Raw genomic sequence first — 16650 nt, forward strand, 5'->3', positions numbered from 1 at the left:
CCTGCCCATCCCCCTGTGATGCGATCTTGGAGGGGACAGACTACTGAGGGGTCCTGAGCAGCCGTCATACAGGGCTCAAGGCCGCCGAGTTGCGACCTGGCGCCGCGCACGGCGAGCGACTACGCGTGATGGTCGGGGGGCGGCTCGGGCGTGTGGGGCCGCTCGCCGTCCGAGCCGTTCAGTTCGGACGTCAGCTCCTCGACCAGCTTCACGAGGTCGGTCGGCCGGTCGGGCCCCCACCAGTCGCCGAGGAGTTCGGCGAGCGACTCCTCGCGGGCCTTGTCGAGCTTCGCCGCCGCCTCCACGCCCTCCTCGGTGAGGAACAGCTGGACCCCCTCGCGGGCGGCAAGCCGTCGTTGCTCGACCTGTCGGGAGGCTTCCGTGATCACCCGCAGCGGTACGGGGGTGGTCTCGGCGAGCCGGGCGGGTTCGACGGTGCCGTGGCGGCGGATCCGGAGCAGCAGCCAGCTCGCGGCGGGCAGCAGGTCGAGCCCGGCGCGGGCGGTGATCTTCTCGTAGATCGCCTTGCGGCCCTCGCGGGAGCCGAGGACGGAGAGCGCGCGGGCGCACTCGTCGTACGAGGAGCGTTCGACCGGGTTGGAGGCGAGGGTCTGGCTGGTGTCGGGCGCGGTGACCGAGGCGCGCAGCTTGTCCTCCTTCAGGAACCAGGCGACCACGAAGGCGACGAGGACGACCGGAGCCGCGTACAGGAAGACGTCGGTGATGGACGTGGCGTACGCGTGGAGGACGGAGGGGCGGAGCTCCGCCGGGAGTTCGGCGACGGCGCGCGGGTCGGCGGCGACCTGTTCGGGGCCGATGCCGGGCGGGATCCGCTCTCCGGCGGCCTCCGCGCTCGCGAAGACGTCGTCGAGTTTGCCGGTGAGCCGGTTGGTGAAGATGGTGCCGAAGACGGCGACGCCGAAGGACGCGCCGATGGAGCGGAAGAAGGTGGCTCCGGAGGTGGCGACGCCGAGGTCCTGGTAGGAGACGGCGTTCTGCACGACCAGGACGAGGACCTGCATGACGAGGCCGAGTCCGGCGCCGAAGACGAAGAAGTAGGCGCTCATCTCCCAGGTGGAGCTCGTCTCCGTCAGTTGGTTGAGGAGGAGCAGCCCGAGGGCGGTGAGGGCCGTGCCGGCGATGGGGAAGACCTTCCAGCGGCCGGTGCGGGAGACGATCTGGCCGGAGGCGGTCGAGGTGATGAGCATGCCGAGGACCATGGGCAGCATGTGGACGCCGGACATGGTCGGCGTGACGCCCTGCACCACCTGGAGGAAGGTGGGGAGGTAGGTCATCGCCCCGAACATCGCGAAGCCGATGACGAAGCTGATGACCGAGACCAGGGTGAAGGTCCGGATCCGGAACAGCTTGAGCGGCAGGACGGGTTCGGCGGCGCGGCGCTCGACGTACACGAACCAGACGAGGAGTACGGCTCCGAGGACGGCGAGACCGATGATCTGCGCCGAGCCCCAGGCCCAGGTGGTGCCGCCGAGGGAGGCCACCAGGACGAGGCAGGTGGCGACCGAGGCGATGAGGAAGGTGCCGAGGTAATCGATGGCGTGCGAGGTGGAGCGGGCCGGGATGTGGAGCACCGCGGCGATCACGAAGAGCGCGACGATCCCGATGGGCAGGTTGATGTAGAAGACCCAGCGCCAGGAGAGGTGCTCGGTGAACAGCCCGCCGAGCAGCGGCCCGAGGACGCTGGTGGCACCGAAGACGGCGCCGAAGAGGCCCTGGTACTTGCCGCGTTCGCGCGGGGACACGAGGTCGCCGACGATCGCCATCGACAGGACCATGAGGCCGCCGCCGCCGAGGCCCTGGACGGCGCGGAAGGCGATGAGCTGCGGCATGTTCTGGGCGATGCCGCAGAGCGCGGAGCCGATGAGGAAGATGACGATGGCGGCCTGGAAGAGCTTCTTGCGGCCGTACTGGTCGCCGAGCTTGCCCCAGAGCGGGGTGGCCGCCGTGGACGCCAGCATGTAGGCGGTGACCACCCAGGAGAGGTGGTCCATGCCGCCGAGCTCGCTGACGATGGTCGGCAGCGCGGTGGAGACGATGGTCTGGTCGAGGGCGGCGAGCAGCATGCCGAGCAGCAGCGCGCCGATCGCGACGAGGACCGTGCGGTGGCTCTGCCCCTCCCCCGGCACGGGATCGCCGCCGAGCTGGGACGGGCTCACTTCCTGGGCCATGGGCGTGTCTCCTCGGGCGTCTCCTCGGACAACTCCTCCATCCTGATCTGAATGTCCTGATATGGCCTGCTGGGAGGCACTGCCGTCCCACCCCGGAGGCACTGCCGTCCCACCCCGGAGGCACTGCCGTACCACCACCACTCCTGGGCCTCCCCGCCGTTTCCCCTCCGCCGGAGAGAGCGCCGAACAGGGGCAAGCTGCATAATCGCTCGCAGTTGTCTCGGGGAGGGGACCCATCATGACCGGACATGTCTGTCCTGAATGCGGTGTACAAAGACCTGGCTGCGCCTGCGCCCAGGCGGAGATAGCGGCGGCCGAGGACTTCGACCCGCTGCGGATCAGGCCGTACGTGACGCTGGAGGCGGCGGGGGCTGGGGGGCCTTCGGAGTCTGCGGGGCTCACGGAGGGTGCTGTGGGGCCTGCGGGGCCGTCGTACGCGGAGGAGGATCCGCCGACGACCCAGCTGGCGGCGATCCGCCCGGAGGGCGGCCCTTACGCCGGTACGTACGCCGGTACGTACGCCGGTCAGCGCCCCGACCCGTACACCGATCCGCGCCCCGACCTCCCCCACCCCGACCCGCCGTACTCCGACCTGCCGCACTCCGACCCGCCGTACTCCGAAGGCGATGCCTCCGAGACGATGCCGCTGCTCCTGCACGGCATCGGCCGCGTCGAGGGCCCGGCGGACGAGCGGGGGCAGGATTCGGCGCGCGGGCGCAAGCGGGGCATGGTGGTCGCGGCGGTGGCCGCCGTGGCGGTGGCGGGCACCGCGGCCTTCGCGGCGGCCGTACTCGGCGGCGCGGACGAGTCCGGCGACCGGGCCTCCGGGCTGGAGGTGACCACGAGCGCGTCCCTCAACGTCGCCGTGTCGGAGGCCCCGTCCCCCTCCGCCTCGTCCGAGACCCCGGAGCCGAGCGCGTCGTCCCCGTCCGCGGGCCCGACCACCACCTCCGCTTCCGCCTCCGCCTCACCGTCCGCCACATCCACCCCCTCGGCCTCCAGGACCACCGCGTCCTCCAGCGCCACGACCGGCGCGGCGGCCCCGCCGGCCACCACCACGGCGGCCCCGACGGCCACGACGCCGACGGCAGCGCCCACGACGACGGCCCCGCCCGCCTCACAGGCGCCCCAGGAGCCGGAGGAGACCGATGAGGCCCCGACCACTCTGAGCTTCGGCTCCAGCGGCGCCGAGGTGAGGGAGCTCCAGGAACGCCTGACCCTCGCGGGGGCGTACCACGGCGACCTCGACGGGGAGTACAGCCAGGAGGTCTGGCGCGCGGTGAAGAACTACCAGTCCTGGATGTTCATCGAGGAGGACCCGAAGGGCGTGTACGGCCCCCACACGCGGGAGGCGCTGGAGCGGAGCACCTGGCTCTGAGATGCCCTCGGGGCGCGGCGGGATCCCGGATCGCGGACCGGTTGGCCAAGACGGCCCCCGGTTTTGTATCGTGGAAAAACAAAGTGGCCCCGCCCGTACTCCCTGACCGGCGGGCGGGACCGCTTCGTTCTCCGCACCCCTCTCTGGAGACCCGATGCCTGCCACCACCCCGGCACAGCTCACCGCCCGCGCCCTCCTCCTCGACATGGACGGCACCCTCGTCAACTCGGACGCCGTCGTCGAGCGCTGCTGGCGCCGCTGGGCCGAGCGGCAGGGACTCGACGCGGACGCGGTCCTCAAGGTCGTCCACGGCCGCCAGGGGTACGCGACGATGGCCGTCCTCCTCCCCGAGCGCCCGATGGAGGAGAACTACGCCGACAACCGGCTGATGCTCGCCGAGGAGACCGCCGACCTCGACGGCGTCGTGCCCGTCCCCGGCGCCCCCGCCTTCCTGGCCGCGATCACCGAGCTGCCGTACGCCCTGGTGACCTCGGCCGACGAGGCCCTCGCGCAGGCGCGGATGGGCGCGGCGGCCCTGCCGATGCCCGCGATCCGGGTCACCGCCGAGTCGGTCGGGGCCAGCAAGCCGGACCCCGAGGGCTTCCTCAAGGGCGCGGCGGAGCTGGGCTTCGACCCCGCGGACTGCGTCGTCTTCGAGGACTCGGAGGCCGGCATCCAGGCGGGCCGCGCGGCCGGCATGCGGATCGTGGGCGTGGGCCCGCGCGCGGCGGCCTTCGCCCCGGACCTCCACGTCGAGGACCTGACCCGCCTGCGGGTCGAGACCGCGCCCGACGGCACGATCACCCTCACGGCCCTGGCGTAGGACTCGCCGAGGGCAAATCGCCGGGGGCGCGGGGCGCTCCCTCCCCCACCGCGGCGCAGGACGCCCCCCACCCCGGCGCAGGGCTCTCCCTCACCGCCCCACCCGGGCACAGGACACCCCTCACCGCCCCACCCCAGCACAGGACTCTCCCTCACCGGCCCACCCGGGCGCAGGACACCCCCTCACCACCCCACCCCGACACAGGACTCCCCCTCACCGCCCCACCCGGGCGCAGGCCCCCTCGCCACCCCGCCCCGACGCAGGGCCCCGCCCTCACCGCCCTGCCGCAGACCTCTCCACGCCCGACGCCCCCACCCGGGGCCGGGTGATCCGGCCGCGCGCGACCAGCTCCAGGGTGGTCGCGGCGGCCACCGCCTGCACGGCGAGCAGCGCGATGAGCACGAAGAGCTGAACGGCACCCGCGTGCAGCGGTGACGCGCCGCCGAGCAGCATGCCGACGAAGGCCCCCGGCAGCGTGACGAGACCCACCGTGCGCGTCTGGTCCATGCCGGGGAGCAGGGCGTCCGCCGCGGCCTTCCGCGCCACTTCGAGGCGCGCGTCCCGCTCGACGAGCCCGATCGCGAGCCCCGCCTCCACCTCCCCGCGCCGCGTCTCCAGCTCGTCGAGCGAGCGCCGTCCCGCGAGGACGGTGGCCGTGAGCGCGCCGCCGACGAGGATGCCGGTGACGGGGACGAGCGTGATGCCCTTCACCGGTACGAGTCCGGTGACGACGAGCGCGAGGACGACCGGCGCCACGGCGGCGGCGATCGGCACGCCCGCCCACACCCAGGCGCGCCCCGGCGCGGGCACGACCCGCCGCCCCGCCGTCCGTACCGCCACCGCGTACATGAGGAGCAGGAAGCAGAGCAGCAGCGGTACGGAGCGGACGACCCACCCGATCACGAGCGAGACGGCGATCAGCTGGACGGCGGCGCGTACGCCGGCGAGCAGGGTGTCGCGGGCCCGGCCGAGGTGCGCGAGGGCGACGACGCCGGCGGCGAGGGCGAGCAGGACGGCCAATACCGCCCCAAAGGTGACGTTCACGTCCAGAAGCACACGGCCACAGTAGAGCGCCGCCACAACGGAGAAGCGCCGGGCGGAATCTGTCGCTCCATCAGTACGCGTCACACCCCTTGATGTGACGTGTCCATGTCGCCACTCTGTTACCTGGCGCACCCCCCAACGAAACCTGGCGCCGCCACGATGACCGGGCCAACGCCCGGCCCCCCGCGGGGACGGCACCCAGCCAAGGTCCCCCCACCTCAAGGGAGTTCCCATGCCCGTCGGCATGATCTACGCGCGTCGACTCGCTGTACTCGCCACCTCCGCCGCCCTCACCGTCACCGGCCTCCTCGCCACGGCACCGGCCGCCCAGGCCGCCATGCCGACCCCGGTCAGCGCGGCCACCGCCCGTACCTACCTGGCCGCCCTCACGGTCAAGGCGGAAGGTTCCTCCACCGGCTACAGCCGGGATCTCTTCCCGCACTGGATCACCCAGTCCGGGGCCTGCAACACCCGCGAGACCGTCCTCAAGCGCGACGGCGTGAACGTCGTCACCGACTCCAGCTGCGCCTCGGTCAGCGGCAGCTGGTACTCGGAGTACGACGGCGCCACCTGGACCGCAGCCTCCGACCTCGACATCGACCACGTCGTTGCACTGTCCGAGGCCTGGCGCTCGGGCGCGAACGCGTGGACCACCGCCCAGCGCCAGGCCTTCGCGAACGACCTGACCCGGCCCCAGCTCATAGCCGTCACCGACAACGTCAACCAGGCCAAGGGCGACCTGGACCCGGCGGAGTGGCTGCCCTCGCGCACGGCCTACCGCTGCACGTACGCCCGGGCGTGGGTGCACGTGAAGTACCACTGGAACCTCAGCATCGACTCGGCCGAGAAGAGCGCCCTGCAGTCCGTCCTCAACGGCTGCTGACCGCAGACCCCCTGAACCACCGTCACCACAGCGGCCCCGGGGAGTGAACTGCACCACACGCTCCCCGGTGGCCGAATGTTGAACTTGCAAGTACTGGTGAGGGGTGCCTAACCTTACGGCCTCGTCGGTTTCCGTCCCCCACATCCCGTCCTCCCCACGGACGGGATCAGGCCGAAGGAGTTCCCCCATGAACGCCAGCCAGAGCACCAGTCAGAACGGCCTCACGACCCGCCTGAACCAGGCCCAGCCCTACGCGCTCGGCCTGTTCCGCATAGTCGTCGGCCTGCTCTTCGCCTGCCACGGCGCCGCCTCGCTCTTCGGCGTCCTCGGCGGCGCGATGGGCGGCGGCAGCATCCCCGCCGGCACCTGGCCGGGCTGGTACGCGGCCGTGATCCAGCTCGTCGGCGGCGTCCTGGTCCTGGCCGGCCTCGGCACCCGGACCGCCGCGTTCATCGCCTCCGGCTCGATGGCGTACGCGTACTTCAAGGTCCACCAGCCGGAGGCCCTCTTCCCGCTCCAGAACGGCGGCGACACCGCGGCCCTGTTCTGCTGGTCCTTCGCCCTGCTGATCTTCACCGGCCCGGGCGCGCTGGCCCTCGACGGACTCTTCGGCGCCCGGAACGGCGCGGCCACGAGGACCGGCGAGGAGCACGAGAAGCAGGGCGCGCCGATCGCGGCCTGAGCGAGGAACGAACGGAAGGCGCCGGAAACCGGAGGACGGTTTCCGGCCTTTCCTGTACGGGGCGGGGGGCGGGGCGTACGCACGCCCCGCCCCCTCCGGGACCGCCCCGAGAAAGGCCCGCCTCAGGCCCCGGCCCGAGGTCCCAAGGCCAAGCCCGACCCGAGCGCGCCCGACGCCCGCCCCCGGGACCGGAGCACGCCCCACGGCCTACCCGACCTCAAGCACGCCCCACGCCCTCCCGACCTCAAGCACACCCCCCCACGGCCCGCACCGCCTCCCCTCCCCGGCGCACCCCCACCACACACCCCACGTCCCACAGCCCCCCTCCCCCTCCCCCTCCTCCTCCCCTCCCTCCCTGGCACCCGCCCGGCAGGGGCTCCCCCACCCCCGCGTAGGCTCTGGCCCTGTGAATCTGCTCGACAGCCTCGGCTCGCTGCGGTCGTTGACCGCCGGCCCGTGGATCTACCCGGTGGTGGCGGCGTCGATCCTGCTCGACGTCTTCCTGCCCGTGCTGCCGAGCGGCTTCCTGGTGATCACCGCCGCCACGGCCGCGGCGACGGCCACCGCGGCCTCCCCCGACGTGCCGTCGCTCCTCCCACTGCTCCTCTGCGCGGCGTCCGCTTCCGTGCTCGGCGACTTCCTGGCGTACCGCCTGGCCCGGCGGGGCGGCGCGCGGCTTGACCGGGCGATCGCCCGCTCGCGGCGCCTCTCCCTGGCGCAGGAACGTCTCGGCACCGCACTGGCCAGGGGCGGCGGGCTGCTCGTGGTGCTCGCGCGCTTCGCCCCGGCGGGCCGCTCCGTGGTCTCCCTGGGCGCGGGCGCGGCCAAGCGCAGGATCAAGGACTTCCTGCCGTGGTCCGCGCTCGCGGGCGTGACCTGGGCGTCCTACAGCGTGGGGCTCGGCTGGCTGGGCGGGCAGTGGCTGGGCGCGACCTGGTTCAGCGCGGGGGTGTCGACCCTCGCGCTCTTCCTGGCGGGCGGCCTCGCCGCGTACCTCATACGGCGTCCGGCTGCGGCTCCCGCTCCGGTCTCGTGACGGCGGGGTGCGCCCCGCGCACCTCCAGACCGGCGAGGAGCCTGGCGGTCGCCTCGGTGATCTCGTCCACGGCGCGGTCGAAGACCTCGCGGTTGTGGGCGGCGGGCGCGCGGAAGCCGGAGACCTTGCGGACGTACTGCAGGGCGGCGGCGTGGAAGTCCTCCTCGGTCGCCTCCTCGGGCAGCGCGGGCGGTCGGAGCGTCTTGATGCTGCGGCACATGTCTCCAGTGTCGCGCGCCCCACTGACAATCGCCCCGGATCCTCACGTCACGAGAGGCCACGCCTGCTGCGCGCGTTGATCTCGGCGGCACGGGCCCGCAGCTCGCGCAGGGGGGTGGCGAGCTGTACGTCGGCCGGCTCGGCCTCCCACTCGACGCCGCCGTGGACGGTCCGGATCAGAAAGCGCCCGGAGACGCTCTCCACATAGAAGCCGACCCGCCCGGTGGCGGTGTCGCGGACGAGGTCACCGACCTCCGGCAGTGGCTGCACGCATCCCCTCCGTCCCGAATTCCTGAAGCCTGGGGACCACAAGAGAAGCGGGGCCGCCCCGCCCTGTCAACGTATCTCTAGAGATGTCCCCCGATGGATGGATCGACCCGGCGGGACGGCGCACACGTGTGCACCCTGGCCCGGGGGTGCGCCGTAGGGTGTCCCGCAGATGAAGGGAGTGGTCCACCCGTGACTGACCAGGACAGCGCTCGTCGGCCCAAGTACCAGCGCATCGCCGACGAGTTGAGAACCGCGATCCAGTCAGGCGCCTTCGCGCCGGGCGACCGGCTCCCCGGCGAGAACGACCTCATGTCGACGTACGACGTGGCCCGGATGACGGCGCGCCAGGCCCTCTCCGTGCTGCGCACCGAGGGTCTCGCCGAGGCCCGCAAGGGCGCCGGGGTCTTCGTCCGGGTGTTCCGCCCGCTGCGCCGCCGGGGCATCCCGCGCCTCGCCGGGGACCACTGGGGCAGCGGCCGCTCGGTCTGGTCGGCGGACGTGGAGGACCGGAGCCTGGTGGTCGACCGGATCGAGGTGGCGGAGACGGAGGCCGGGGCCAGGGTCGCGGGGGCGCTGAACCTCGCGCCGGGCGCGCCCGTATGCGTCCGCAGCCGCCGCTTCGTCCTGGACGCGAAGCCGGTGCTGCTCTCGGTCTCGTACCTCTCAGCGGAGCTGGTGCGCGGGACGGCGATCACGGAGCCGGACACGGGCCCGGGCGGCACCTACGCCCGGCTGGCCGAGCTGGGGCACCGGCCGGTGCGGTTCCGGGAGGAGATCCGCTGCCGGATGCCGACGGCGGACGAGTCGGACCGGCTGGCCCTGGAGTTCGGCACACCGGTGGTGCTGATCGGGCGCACGGCGTTCACGGAGCCCGGGGTGGCGGTGGAGCTCAACGAGATGACGCTCGATTCGTCGTCGTACGTCCTGGAGTACGACTTCGACGCGTGACCTCGAAGCGCGCGCCGGGGTCGGCGTGGGCGACGTCGCCGGGGAACTCGGCGGCGGCCAGGGCGACGGCCTCGGCGGGCTCGACGCCGGACCCGACATGGGTCACGACGAGCCGCCCGGCACCGGCCTGGGCGGCGCTGCGCCCGGCCTGCGCCGCGGAGTGGTGGCCGGGCACGTCTCCGTCGGCCTCGCAGACGAACAGGTCGCAGTCCCGGCCGAGTTCGACGAGCGAAGAACACGGCCGGCAATCCCCCGAGTACACGAGGGAGCACCCATCCTCGTCCTCGACGCGCAAGGCGAAGGCGGCGGGGCCGTCATGGTCGACGGCGCGCGACCGGAGGGTCAGCCCGCCGATGCGCACCTCATGCCCGTCGTACAACTCCTGGACGGCGAAGGCGCTTTCGACGGGACTGCGTTCCGCCCCATTGGTCAGGAATCCGGCGAGACGATCGGCGATGCCCGCGGGCCCGAGAAGGGGCACCGGCAAGGACACGTCCAGCCCCGCGTAGAGCAAGCCGTAGTAGGCGGTGAGCAGATCGGCGCTGTGGTCGGCATGGAGATGGGAGATCCAGACGGCGTCGACGTCGCCGAGAGCGACGTACCGCTGGAGCTCCGCGAGGGTGCCGGTGCCGGCGTCCACCCACACGCGGACGCCGCCGCCCTCGACGAGATAGCCGGAGCAGGGATTGCCGGGCCGGGGGAAGGGGGTGGCGGATCCGAGGACGGTGATCCGCAGCGCGTCGCGGTCCATGGGCTCACCCTAGGGGGTGGCTCCGTCCTCCCTGGCCTAATTGTGCGGAAGAGGTGAAGACGATGCGTATCCTGTGTGCTCGCCGGGCCCCATCGGCGGGTGCCCGGCAGAAATTGAGGGACATTCATGCTTCGTGCACGCACGCTCGCGGCTGTGACCGCGGCCGCCGCCTCCGGCGTTCTGCTGCTGCCTTCGCCGGCCCAGGCCGCCGGCTCGGTCCACCTGTACAAGATCTACTACGACAGCCCGGGCTCGGACCGCGGCGCCAACACGAGCCTCAACGCCGAGTACGTGCAGATACGCAACACGACCGGCGCCGCGGTGAACCTGCGGGGCTGGACGGTCACGGACGCCGCCAACCACAAGTACACCTTCGGCTCGTTCACCCTGGGCAAGGGCAAGATCGTGACGGTCCGCACGGGCCGCGGCACGAACACGTCCGCGAACGTCTACCAGAACCGCAGTTGGTACGTCTGGAACAACGACAAGGACACGGCGACGCTGCGCAAGAGCAACGGCACGTGGGTCGACAACTGCTCGTACAACTCGACGCGAGTCGACTACAAGTGGTGCTGACGCCACACCGCGCCTGACGAACCGCGGACCCCGGAAACCCCGGGGCCCGCGGCCGTCTCAGGACGCCTCGGACCCCTGCGGGGACTCCTGCCGGGCGGCGGGAACACCGTGCTGTGCCACATCGGCGTTGACCTGCCCGCCGAGCGTCATCACGTTCAACGTCGCCGAGTTCTCGCCGGCGATGGCCCGCTCGACCCGGGCGACGAGCGTGGAGAAGGCCTCTCGCCTCGAAAGGCCTTGGTAGGGACCCACCTTGGTCTCGAAGTACACCCGCTCGTGGCCGAGGAGCTGCTCGGTCGACCGATAGTTCTTCCACTGCTCGCGGTACCGGTACACGCTCTCCAGCGACACGGCGGCGACGACCACGACGCTCAGCACGGTGGCCGTGACCCGCGCGAACGCCAGGTCCACGTTCACGAACACCGGCACGAGCGCCCCACCGACGACGGACACGGTCCGCATCCGCAGATGCATCGCCTTCATCCGGGTCGCCTTGACGTCGTACCACTCCTGGTACTGCGCGAGCCTGGTCTCGATGTACCGCTGCGACGTCATCTCGCCGCTCTGCACCACGGATTCGGGCGCGTCCCCCACCTCAGCCATGTCCCGGAGTACACCCGCCCGGTCAGGCCCACGTCAACTCTCCCCCATTCCCCCACGCACGCCCCCAAGGTACGTTCACCCCACCGTCGACCAGCGCCCCCCAGGGAGGACCCATGGCGCACCGGCTGCGCCTGCTGCCGCCGCACCGGTGGTCAGGTGGTCCCAGTCACGCCATTGAACGCGGCGCCCAGCTTCACCTCTGCCCAACGGGCATTCGTTTCCGGAACAACGCCGCCACCAGGCTGCCAAGACTTGACGCACAGCCAGAGACTGCACTTGCCGGCTTTGGTGACCATGGTCATCTCGCCGGCCTCTGCGATTTTCGGCAGATGCGGGCGGGGATTTCCTTGTGGGTCTTCCCCGAAATCTACCTCTCTGGGTACGAGCCGGATCTGTCCGCGCTTCGTGGACTTCGCGATGATGCCACTCGTAGCACCGTGGAACCTGCCGCCGGCTCCGAGTTCACTCCAACCGACGACACCCTCGTCTCTGTGCCCCACCCCGAGAACTCCGTATCCGAACCCGTGTCCCGGCAGAGACACTTCTCCTACGACTCCCGATGCTGTTTTCAGGTTGATCATAGGATCTGTGGCAACTTCAGCCACATTGGAGGTTGTTCCCCAAACACCGGCAGAGACGGCAACTGCGAAGTGTGCTGAAGATGGAGGGGATTGCTCGTCATCGTCGAATATTCCCCAGACCCCGCGTTTGCCGAAAGTCCATCCCCTTCCGACCACTCCATTACCCGTATGGCTCTGGCCAAAGACTCCTTCACCTGAGCCATTTGTTTCCCCGACCACGCCGTTGCCGTTAGCGTCGTTTCCGCCGTAGACCCCGGGGATCCCGTCCTGCTGTGACTTGCCAACGAGGTTGTCCGCCATGATCCCGTCATCCCTTTCTGCGGGTACCCTCACTTCTCCGGCACGGCAGCAGTCAGCCGTCGGTTCGCCGTCGGTTAGGGGGCGGCGTCGGCCAGGGGTCGGCGTGGCCCTGCCACCAGTATCGGCCCTAACTGGTCCCGTCGCACCCGAAAGCTGCCGTGGGCACGGAGGACGCATGCCGGCGTCACACACACCAAGGTCTGTGATGAGGGCGGGGGTTGTCGCCCTTCGAACGGCAGTCGCGAAGGATCTTCCAGGTCTTCATCCGGGCGAAGACGCGCTCGCCGCGTTCCCGGAATTGCGTGCCCGTTGATGTCAGACGTGGATGTCACTTCACGAGGTTGGGGTACGGGGGCAGATCTCCATGGGATCGTCCGGCCGATCGGCCCAATGCCACCAGAGATGCCGATCCGGGCCGCCACGCAGCGCGGCAGACACGCTTGCCGTCCTCCTCGCGCTGGAAGTGGAAGAACCCACGCGCCACCATCGGCGCGTCGCACGTAGGACAGAGGGGAAGTCGACTCGACATGCGGCGCAACATACTCGGACGCGGCTAGCGGCCAACCACCGGTAGGACTCCCCCACTACCGACTAACGGGCACCTCTTAGCCGACCCGGGAAGCTGACCGTGTCCGATCGCGCTTAGCGGCGTGCCCACTTGGTGTTCCACCTCGTAGGTGTCGTCCTCATCCAGTCGCCCGCATCGTGGTCGGTCAGCCGCTGAACAACCATGTTCTCCCTGTTCCGCAGCCTGGCAAGTATCGACTCGATCGTGGAGTCATTGGTCGCGCGCCAGGCGTCCGCGGATCAGCGCGACAAGCTCACGAGGAGACGTCGACCGGCGGTCTCCTCGTCAGGAAGAGGCACGTCGAGCTCGCTTAACGCCTGGACGTACAGCTCGCGGACCTCGGTCGCATCGCTCTGGCGTGGCCGGCCGGCCAGCTCACTCAGGGCAGGAGAATCGTGCCCGTTAACTAGCGCGTACGCAGCGAGCATCGGGAGACGCCCGGGCCGCCGCCCTGTTCCGGTCCGTCTCCGACTCCGCCGGGCGGCCCACGATCCTCTACGACGAGATCGACACCGTCTTCGGACCCAAGGCCGGAGACAACGAGGAACTCCGCGGCTTCCTCAACGCCGGACACCGACGCTCCGGCGTCACCTACCGGTGCGTCGGAGACGGCGGCAACCAGACCGTGGTCGAGTTCCCCTCCTACAGCGCCGTCGCCATCGCCGGACTCGGCGGCCTCCCCGACTCCATCACCACCCGATCCGTCATCATCCGCATGCGCCGCCGCGCCCGGAACGAGCACGTCGAACCCTTCCGCCAGCGGCTCCGCGAAGCCGAGGGCAACAAGCTCCGCGGCCGGCTCGCCCAGTGGGCCGAGCAGATCCGCGAGGACATCGCCGGACGCTGGCCCGAGATGCCCGACGGCGTCACCGACCGGGCCGCCGACGTCTGGGAACCTCTCCTCGCCGTCGCGGACGCCGCCGGCGGCGACTGGCCCGAACGCGCCCGCGCCGCCTGCGTGGAACTGGTCAACGCCGCCCGCGCCGACGACAAAGGATCCCTCGGCATCCGGCTGCTGACCGACCTCCGCGACCACGTCATGGTCGGCATCGACCGCCTGCCGACCGTCGCGATCCTCGACCGGCTCTGCGCGCTGGAGGAGGCGCCCTGGGCCGACATGGCCGGGCGCCCGCTCGACTCCCGTGGCCTGGCCAAGATGCTCGGGGGGTACATGACCAGCGACAACACCCCCATCAAAGCCCGGAACATCAAGGCCGCCGGCGCCGTGCTGAAGGGCTACTACACGGCCGACCTGTACGACGCCTGGGAGCGCTACTGCCCCCTCCCCTCCTGAGGGCCGCTACTTCCGCTACCGCCGCTACCCCGCAGGTCAGCGAGCCGGAAACGGTAGCGGAAGGGCTCTTCCCGTCCGCTACCTGATCCGCTACCCCGCTACCCGCCCCCGGCGCCTCAGCCCGGGGCCGGTAGCGGGCCTATCCGCTACCGCTACCCCTTCCGCTACCTCCGATCACGCCCCTGACCAGGGCGGTAGCGGCGGTAGCGGAAGTAGCGGACCTGACAGGAAGGGGCCCGAGGAGGCCCCACGCGCCGAGGAGGTACCGCCTTGACCACCGCGATCCCGACCAGCCACACCGCCGTGACGGTCCCTGAGGTCATGGACGCCCTGAAGCTCAGCCGCAGCAAGGTCTACGACCTCATCCGCTCCCGCGCCCTGCCCAGCTACACCGAGGGGCGCTGCCGCCGCATGCCCCTCGACGCTCTCCGCACCTACATGCACAACCGACTGGAGGAAGCCTCCTGATGGCCCGCAAGAGGAACCCGAACGGCGCCGGCAGCATCTGGCAGCGCAAGGACGGGCGTTACGAAGCCCGGGTGAACGTCCCCCAGCCCGACGGAACCCGCAAAAGGAAGACAGTCTGGAGCTCGTCCTGCGCGACCGCCAGGGCATTCCGACCCCCACCCGCTCCGCCAAGCTCTCCGAGTGGCTACCGTACTGGCTTGAGGAGTTCGTCAAGGACGACCACAAGAAGACGACCTACGCCAAGTACGAGACCCACGTCCGCCTCTACCTGATCCCGAACATCGGCTCCAAGCGCCTGGAGAACCTGGGTGCGGCGGATGTGCGTCGCCTGCTCACGGCAGTCTCGGCCCAGGCGTCGCCGGCCACGGCCAAGGAGTCGCACCGCGTCCTGCGGAGTGCGCTCAGCGCCGCGTGCCGGGAGGAGCTGATCAGCAGGAACGCGGTCAAGCTCGTACCGGCCCCCCGGGTGCAGCAGAGGGAGCTGAAGCCGTGGGACTTGGAGCAGACGACGACTTTCCTGGAGGCGGTGAGGGGCGACGCGCTCTACGCCGCGTTCATCTTGGCCGTGGCGCTCGGACTGCGCCGAGGAGAGGCACTCGGGCTTCGCTGGTCGGACATCGACCTGGAGCGTCGCACGCTCACCGTGCGGAACCAGATCCAGCGGGTACAGAACGAGCTGTACGCGGACTCCACGAAGAACCGCCGGAGCCGTGTCATCCCTCTCCCCCTCATGTGCGTGCCGCCGCTGCGCTGGCAGCGTCTCCGGCAGGCCGCGCAGCGGGACGCGGCGGGACAGGGCTGGCAGGACAGTGACTACGTCTTCACGACGCGTTCGGGCCGCACGGTCGAGCCGATGAACCTCAGCCGCTCGTTCCAGCGCATCACTGAGGCGGCTGGGCTCCCCCGGATTCGGCTGCACGACGCACGACACGGGTGCGCGACGCTCCTGTTCGCCGCAGGAGTGCCGGCGCGGGTCGTGATGGAGATCCTGGGGCACTCGCAGATCGCCGTCACGATGAACATCTACACCCACGTCTCCGACGAGCGTCGGAGGGAGGCGATGTGGCACATGGACCGGCTGCTCCGCCGGCGCCGTCCTGAGTGAGACTGCCGTCAGCCACTACCGTCAAAGGCCCCCGCAGCGATGAGCTGCGGGGGCCTTTGTGCTGGTGGGCGCGGACGGTTTCGAACCGCCGACATCTGCTTTGTAAGTTCGATCGGGCCACGGCCGGTGAGGGTGCACCCCAGCTCGCGGACACCACGAAGGGTCGTACAGGACTGCTGTCATCCACCGTCGTTGATGTCAGATGTGGATGTCACCTGTCGCCGGTCAGCGAACGGCCGCCGATAGTCCGCGGCCTCCCCGACCGGGGGATAGTCTCGGCCGAACAGCACGTAGACGGGGTGTTCGGGCTCCCCGACTTCCAGGTTCAGAAAGATGTCCACGTCGTGGTCCGCAAACCGGTGCAGGTACTGGACGAACAGCTCCAGCTCTTCATCGGACAGTCGCTCGTCGTGCCGCTCGTTGTGCATGCCACTCCCACTACCCACTGATCAACCGGGTCGGACGATATCCGAGCCGAAACACACGGGCGGCTCGTGGGCGCCACCGCTACCGTGCGGGCATGAAGCGCAGACGAAAGCACTGGCGGGACGGGTTCGGGACACCGAAGACGTTCGTTCTGTACCGCACGCCCAGCGTGTGGCGATTTGCCATGTACTTCTCCGGCGCCATCGTCGACGGCTACCTCGCCCAGCCCAGCGCCAACAGCGAACCGGGCGAAGCCCAGACAGCCGCTCACGGCCAGGCCGAGGACCTGGCCGGCCGACCGCTGACGATCGCCTGGGAAGCAGGCCACGAGCCGGGCTGGTGGACGGGAACCATCACAACCAAACCCATGGGCCTGACGCCTAGCTCTGCTGCCGGTTGATGAGGGATCTCGCAGAGGTCCACGAAGCCGCCTCCAGCTCCGCGCACTCCAAGGCTGCGATCGTCCTGCGTCGCCACCGAACAACCACAATCGACCCGATCACAGT

General features: G+C 70.6%; 18 protein-coding genes and 2 pseudogenes. 12 read left to right on the forward strand and 8 right to left on the reverse strand.

Annotated features, from left to right (window positions below; translation table 11 throughout):
* Positions 1 to 119: 119 nt before the first annotated feature.
* The gene (locus tag ASC82_RS00605) at positions 120 to 2189 is read right to left on the reverse strand and encodes an MFS transporter (RefSeq protein ID WP_056639861.1); all 2070 of its coding nucleotides are present in this window, start codon (positions 2187 to 2189) and stop codon (positions 120 to 122) included.
* A 412-nt stretch (positions 2190 to 2601) separates the two neighbouring features.
* Between ASC82_RS00605 and ASC82_RS00610 the strand changes: the two genes are divergently transcribed.
* Positions 2602 to 3567, forward strand: coding sequence for a peptidoglycan-binding domain-containing protein (locus tag ASC82_RS00610; RefSeq protein ID WP_056639864.1), 966 nt, complete (start codon positions 2602 to 2604; stop codon positions 3565 to 3567).
* Between the two features lie 154 nt (positions 3568 to 3721).
* A complete protein-coding gene (locus tag ASC82_RS00615; RefSeq protein WP_024761240.1) occupies positions 3722 to 4390 on the forward strand; it encodes an HAD-IA family hydrolase in 669 nt (222 codons plus the stop codon).
* Positions 4391 to 4663: 273 nt separating this feature from the next.
* On the opposite strand, the gene ASC82_RS00620 is transcribed toward ASC82_RS00615, so the two are convergent.
* Complete coding sequence (locus ASC82_RS00620; RefSeq protein ID WP_056641363.1) at positions 4664 to 5446, reverse strand: ABC transporter permease; 783 nt, start codon at positions 5444 to 5446, stop codon at positions 4664 to 4666.
* Between the two features lie 220 nt (positions 5447 to 5666).
* On the opposite strand from ASC82_RS00620, the gene ASC82_RS00625 reads away from it, so the two are divergent.
* The 3 genes from ASC82_RS00625 to ASC82_RS00635 all read left to right on the forward strand — a co-directional run bounded on the left by ASC82_RS00625 (position 5667) and on the right by ASC82_RS00635 (position 8035).
* The gene (locus ASC82_RS00625; RefSeq protein ID WP_056639866.1) at positions 5667 to 6317 is read left to right on the forward strand and encodes an HNH endonuclease family protein; all 651 of its coding nucleotides are present in this window, start codon (positions 5667 to 5669) and stop codon (positions 6315 to 6317) included.
* Positions 6318 to 6504: 187 nt separating this feature from the next.
* Complete coding sequence (locus ASC82_RS00630) at positions 6505 to 6999, forward strand: DoxX family protein (RefSeq protein ID WP_056639868.1); 495 nt, start codon at positions 6505 to 6507, stop codon at positions 6997 to 6999.
* Positions 7000 to 7411: 412 nt separating this feature from the next.
* The gene (locus tag ASC82_RS00635; protein ID WP_056641366.1) at positions 7412 to 8035 is read left to right on the forward strand and encodes a VTT domain-containing protein; all 624 of its coding nucleotides are present in this window, start codon (positions 7412 to 7414) and stop codon (positions 8033 to 8035) included.
* On the opposite strand, the gene ASC82_RS00640 is transcribed toward ASC82_RS00635, so the two are convergent.
* Together ASC82_RS00640 and ASC82_RS00645 are read right to left on the reverse strand one after the other, a co-directional pair.
* Entirely contained in the window at positions 7995 to 8255 is a 261-nt protein-coding gene (locus tag ASC82_RS00640; protein ID WP_056639871.1) for a DUF2277 domain-containing protein, read from the reverse strand. The two genes, ASC82_RS00635 and ASC82_RS00640, sit on opposite strands and share 41 nt — an antisense overlap.
* Before the next feature lie 47 nt (positions 8256 to 8302).
* The gene (locus ASC82_RS00645; protein ID WP_056639874.1) at positions 8303 to 8524 is read right to left on the reverse strand and encodes a hypothetical protein; all 222 of its coding nucleotides are present in this window, start codon (positions 8522 to 8524) and stop codon (positions 8303 to 8305) included.
* A 189-nt stretch (positions 8525 to 8713) separates the two neighbouring features.
* Between ASC82_RS00645 and ASC82_RS00650 the strand changes: the two genes are divergently transcribed.
* Positions 8714 to 9472: a GntR family transcriptional regulator gene (locus ASC82_RS00650; RefSeq protein ID WP_056639877.1), complete on the forward strand. Its 759-nt coding sequence runs from the start codon at positions 8714 to 8716 to the stop codon at positions 9470 to 9472.
* On the opposite strand, the gene ASC82_RS00655 is transcribed toward ASC82_RS00650, so the two are convergent.
* Positions 9414 to 10223 (reverse strand): MBL fold metallo-hydrolase, encoded by an 810-nt coding sequence (locus ASC82_RS00655; protein WP_056639881.1) that lies wholly within the window; start codon positions 10221 to 10223, stop codon positions 9414 to 9416. The two genes, ASC82_RS00650 and ASC82_RS00655, sit on opposite strands and share 59 nt — an antisense overlap.
* A gap of 126 nt (positions 10224 to 10349) precedes the next feature.
* On the opposite strand from ASC82_RS00655, the gene ASC82_RS00660 reads away from it, so the two are divergent.
* Complete coding sequence (locus ASC82_RS00660; protein WP_056639883.1) at positions 10350 to 10799, forward strand: lamin tail domain-containing protein; 450 nt, start codon at positions 10350 to 10352, stop codon at positions 10797 to 10799.
* A 57-nt stretch (positions 10800 to 10856) separates the two neighbouring features.
* On the opposite strand, the gene ASC82_RS00665 is transcribed toward ASC82_RS00660, so the two are convergent.
* Complete coding sequence (locus ASC82_RS00665) at positions 10857 to 11402, reverse strand: DUF4231 domain-containing protein (RefSeq protein ID WP_242427501.1); 546 nt, start codon at positions 11400 to 11402, stop codon at positions 10857 to 10859.
* Between the two features lie 152 nt (positions 11403 to 11554).
* Positions 11555 to 12283: a hypothetical protein gene (locus ASC82_RS30265; RefSeq protein WP_157863417.1), complete on the reverse strand. Its 729-nt coding sequence runs from the start codon at positions 12281 to 12283 to the stop codon at positions 11555 to 11557.
* A 1001-nt stretch (positions 12284 to 13284) separates the two neighbouring features.
* On the opposite strand from ASC82_RS30265, the pseudogene ASC82_RS00675 reads away from it, so the two are divergent.
* The 4 genes and pseudogenes from ASC82_RS00675 to ASC82_RS00685 form a co-directional block, all read left to right on the forward strand.
* Positions 13285 to 14231, forward strand: a pseudogene (locus ASC82_RS00675) (DUF3631 domain-containing protein); the annotation flags it as partial.
* A 184-nt stretch (positions 14232 to 14415) separates the two neighbouring features.
* On the forward strand, positions 14416 to 14613 hold the full coding sequence (locus tag ASC82_RS00680; protein ID WP_056639891.1) for a helix-turn-helix domain-containing protein: 198 nt from the start codon (positions 14416 to 14418) through the stop codon (positions 14611 to 14613).
* A gap of 145 nt (positions 14614 to 14758) precedes the next feature.
* Positions 14759 to 14884 (forward strand): annotated as a pseudogene (locus ASC82_RS31435) (site-specific integrase); the annotation flags it as partial.
* 48 nt (positions 14885 to 14932) lie between these two features.
* A complete protein-coding gene (locus ASC82_RS00685) occupies positions 14933 to 15718 on the forward strand; it encodes a site-specific integrase (RefSeq protein WP_347336061.1) in 786 nt (261 codons plus the stop codon).
* A gap of 179 nt (positions 15719 to 15897) precedes the next feature.
* Here the strand turns inward: ASC82_RS00685 and ASC82_RS00690 are convergent, their stop codons facing one another.
* Positions 15898 to 16146, reverse strand: a complete 249-nt coding sequence (locus ASC82_RS00690; protein ID WP_056639893.1) for a hypothetical protein — start codon at positions 16144 to 16146, stop codon at positions 15898 to 15900.
* Between the two features lie 92 nt (positions 16147 to 16238).
* Between ASC82_RS00690 and ASC82_RS30270 the strand changes: the two genes are divergently transcribed.
* Positions 16239 to 16544, forward strand: a complete 306-nt coding sequence (locus ASC82_RS30270) for a hypothetical protein (protein ID WP_157863418.1) — start codon at positions 16239 to 16241, stop codon at positions 16542 to 16544.
* The last annotated feature ends 106 nt before the right edge of the window (positions 16545 to 16650 follow it).

The organism is Streptomyces sp. Root431, from assembly GCF_001426585.1.
In the GTDB taxonomy this organism is placed as follows: domain Bacteria; phylum Actinomycetota; class Actinomycetes; order Streptomycetales; family Streptomycetaceae; genus Streptomyces; species Streptomyces stackebrandtii.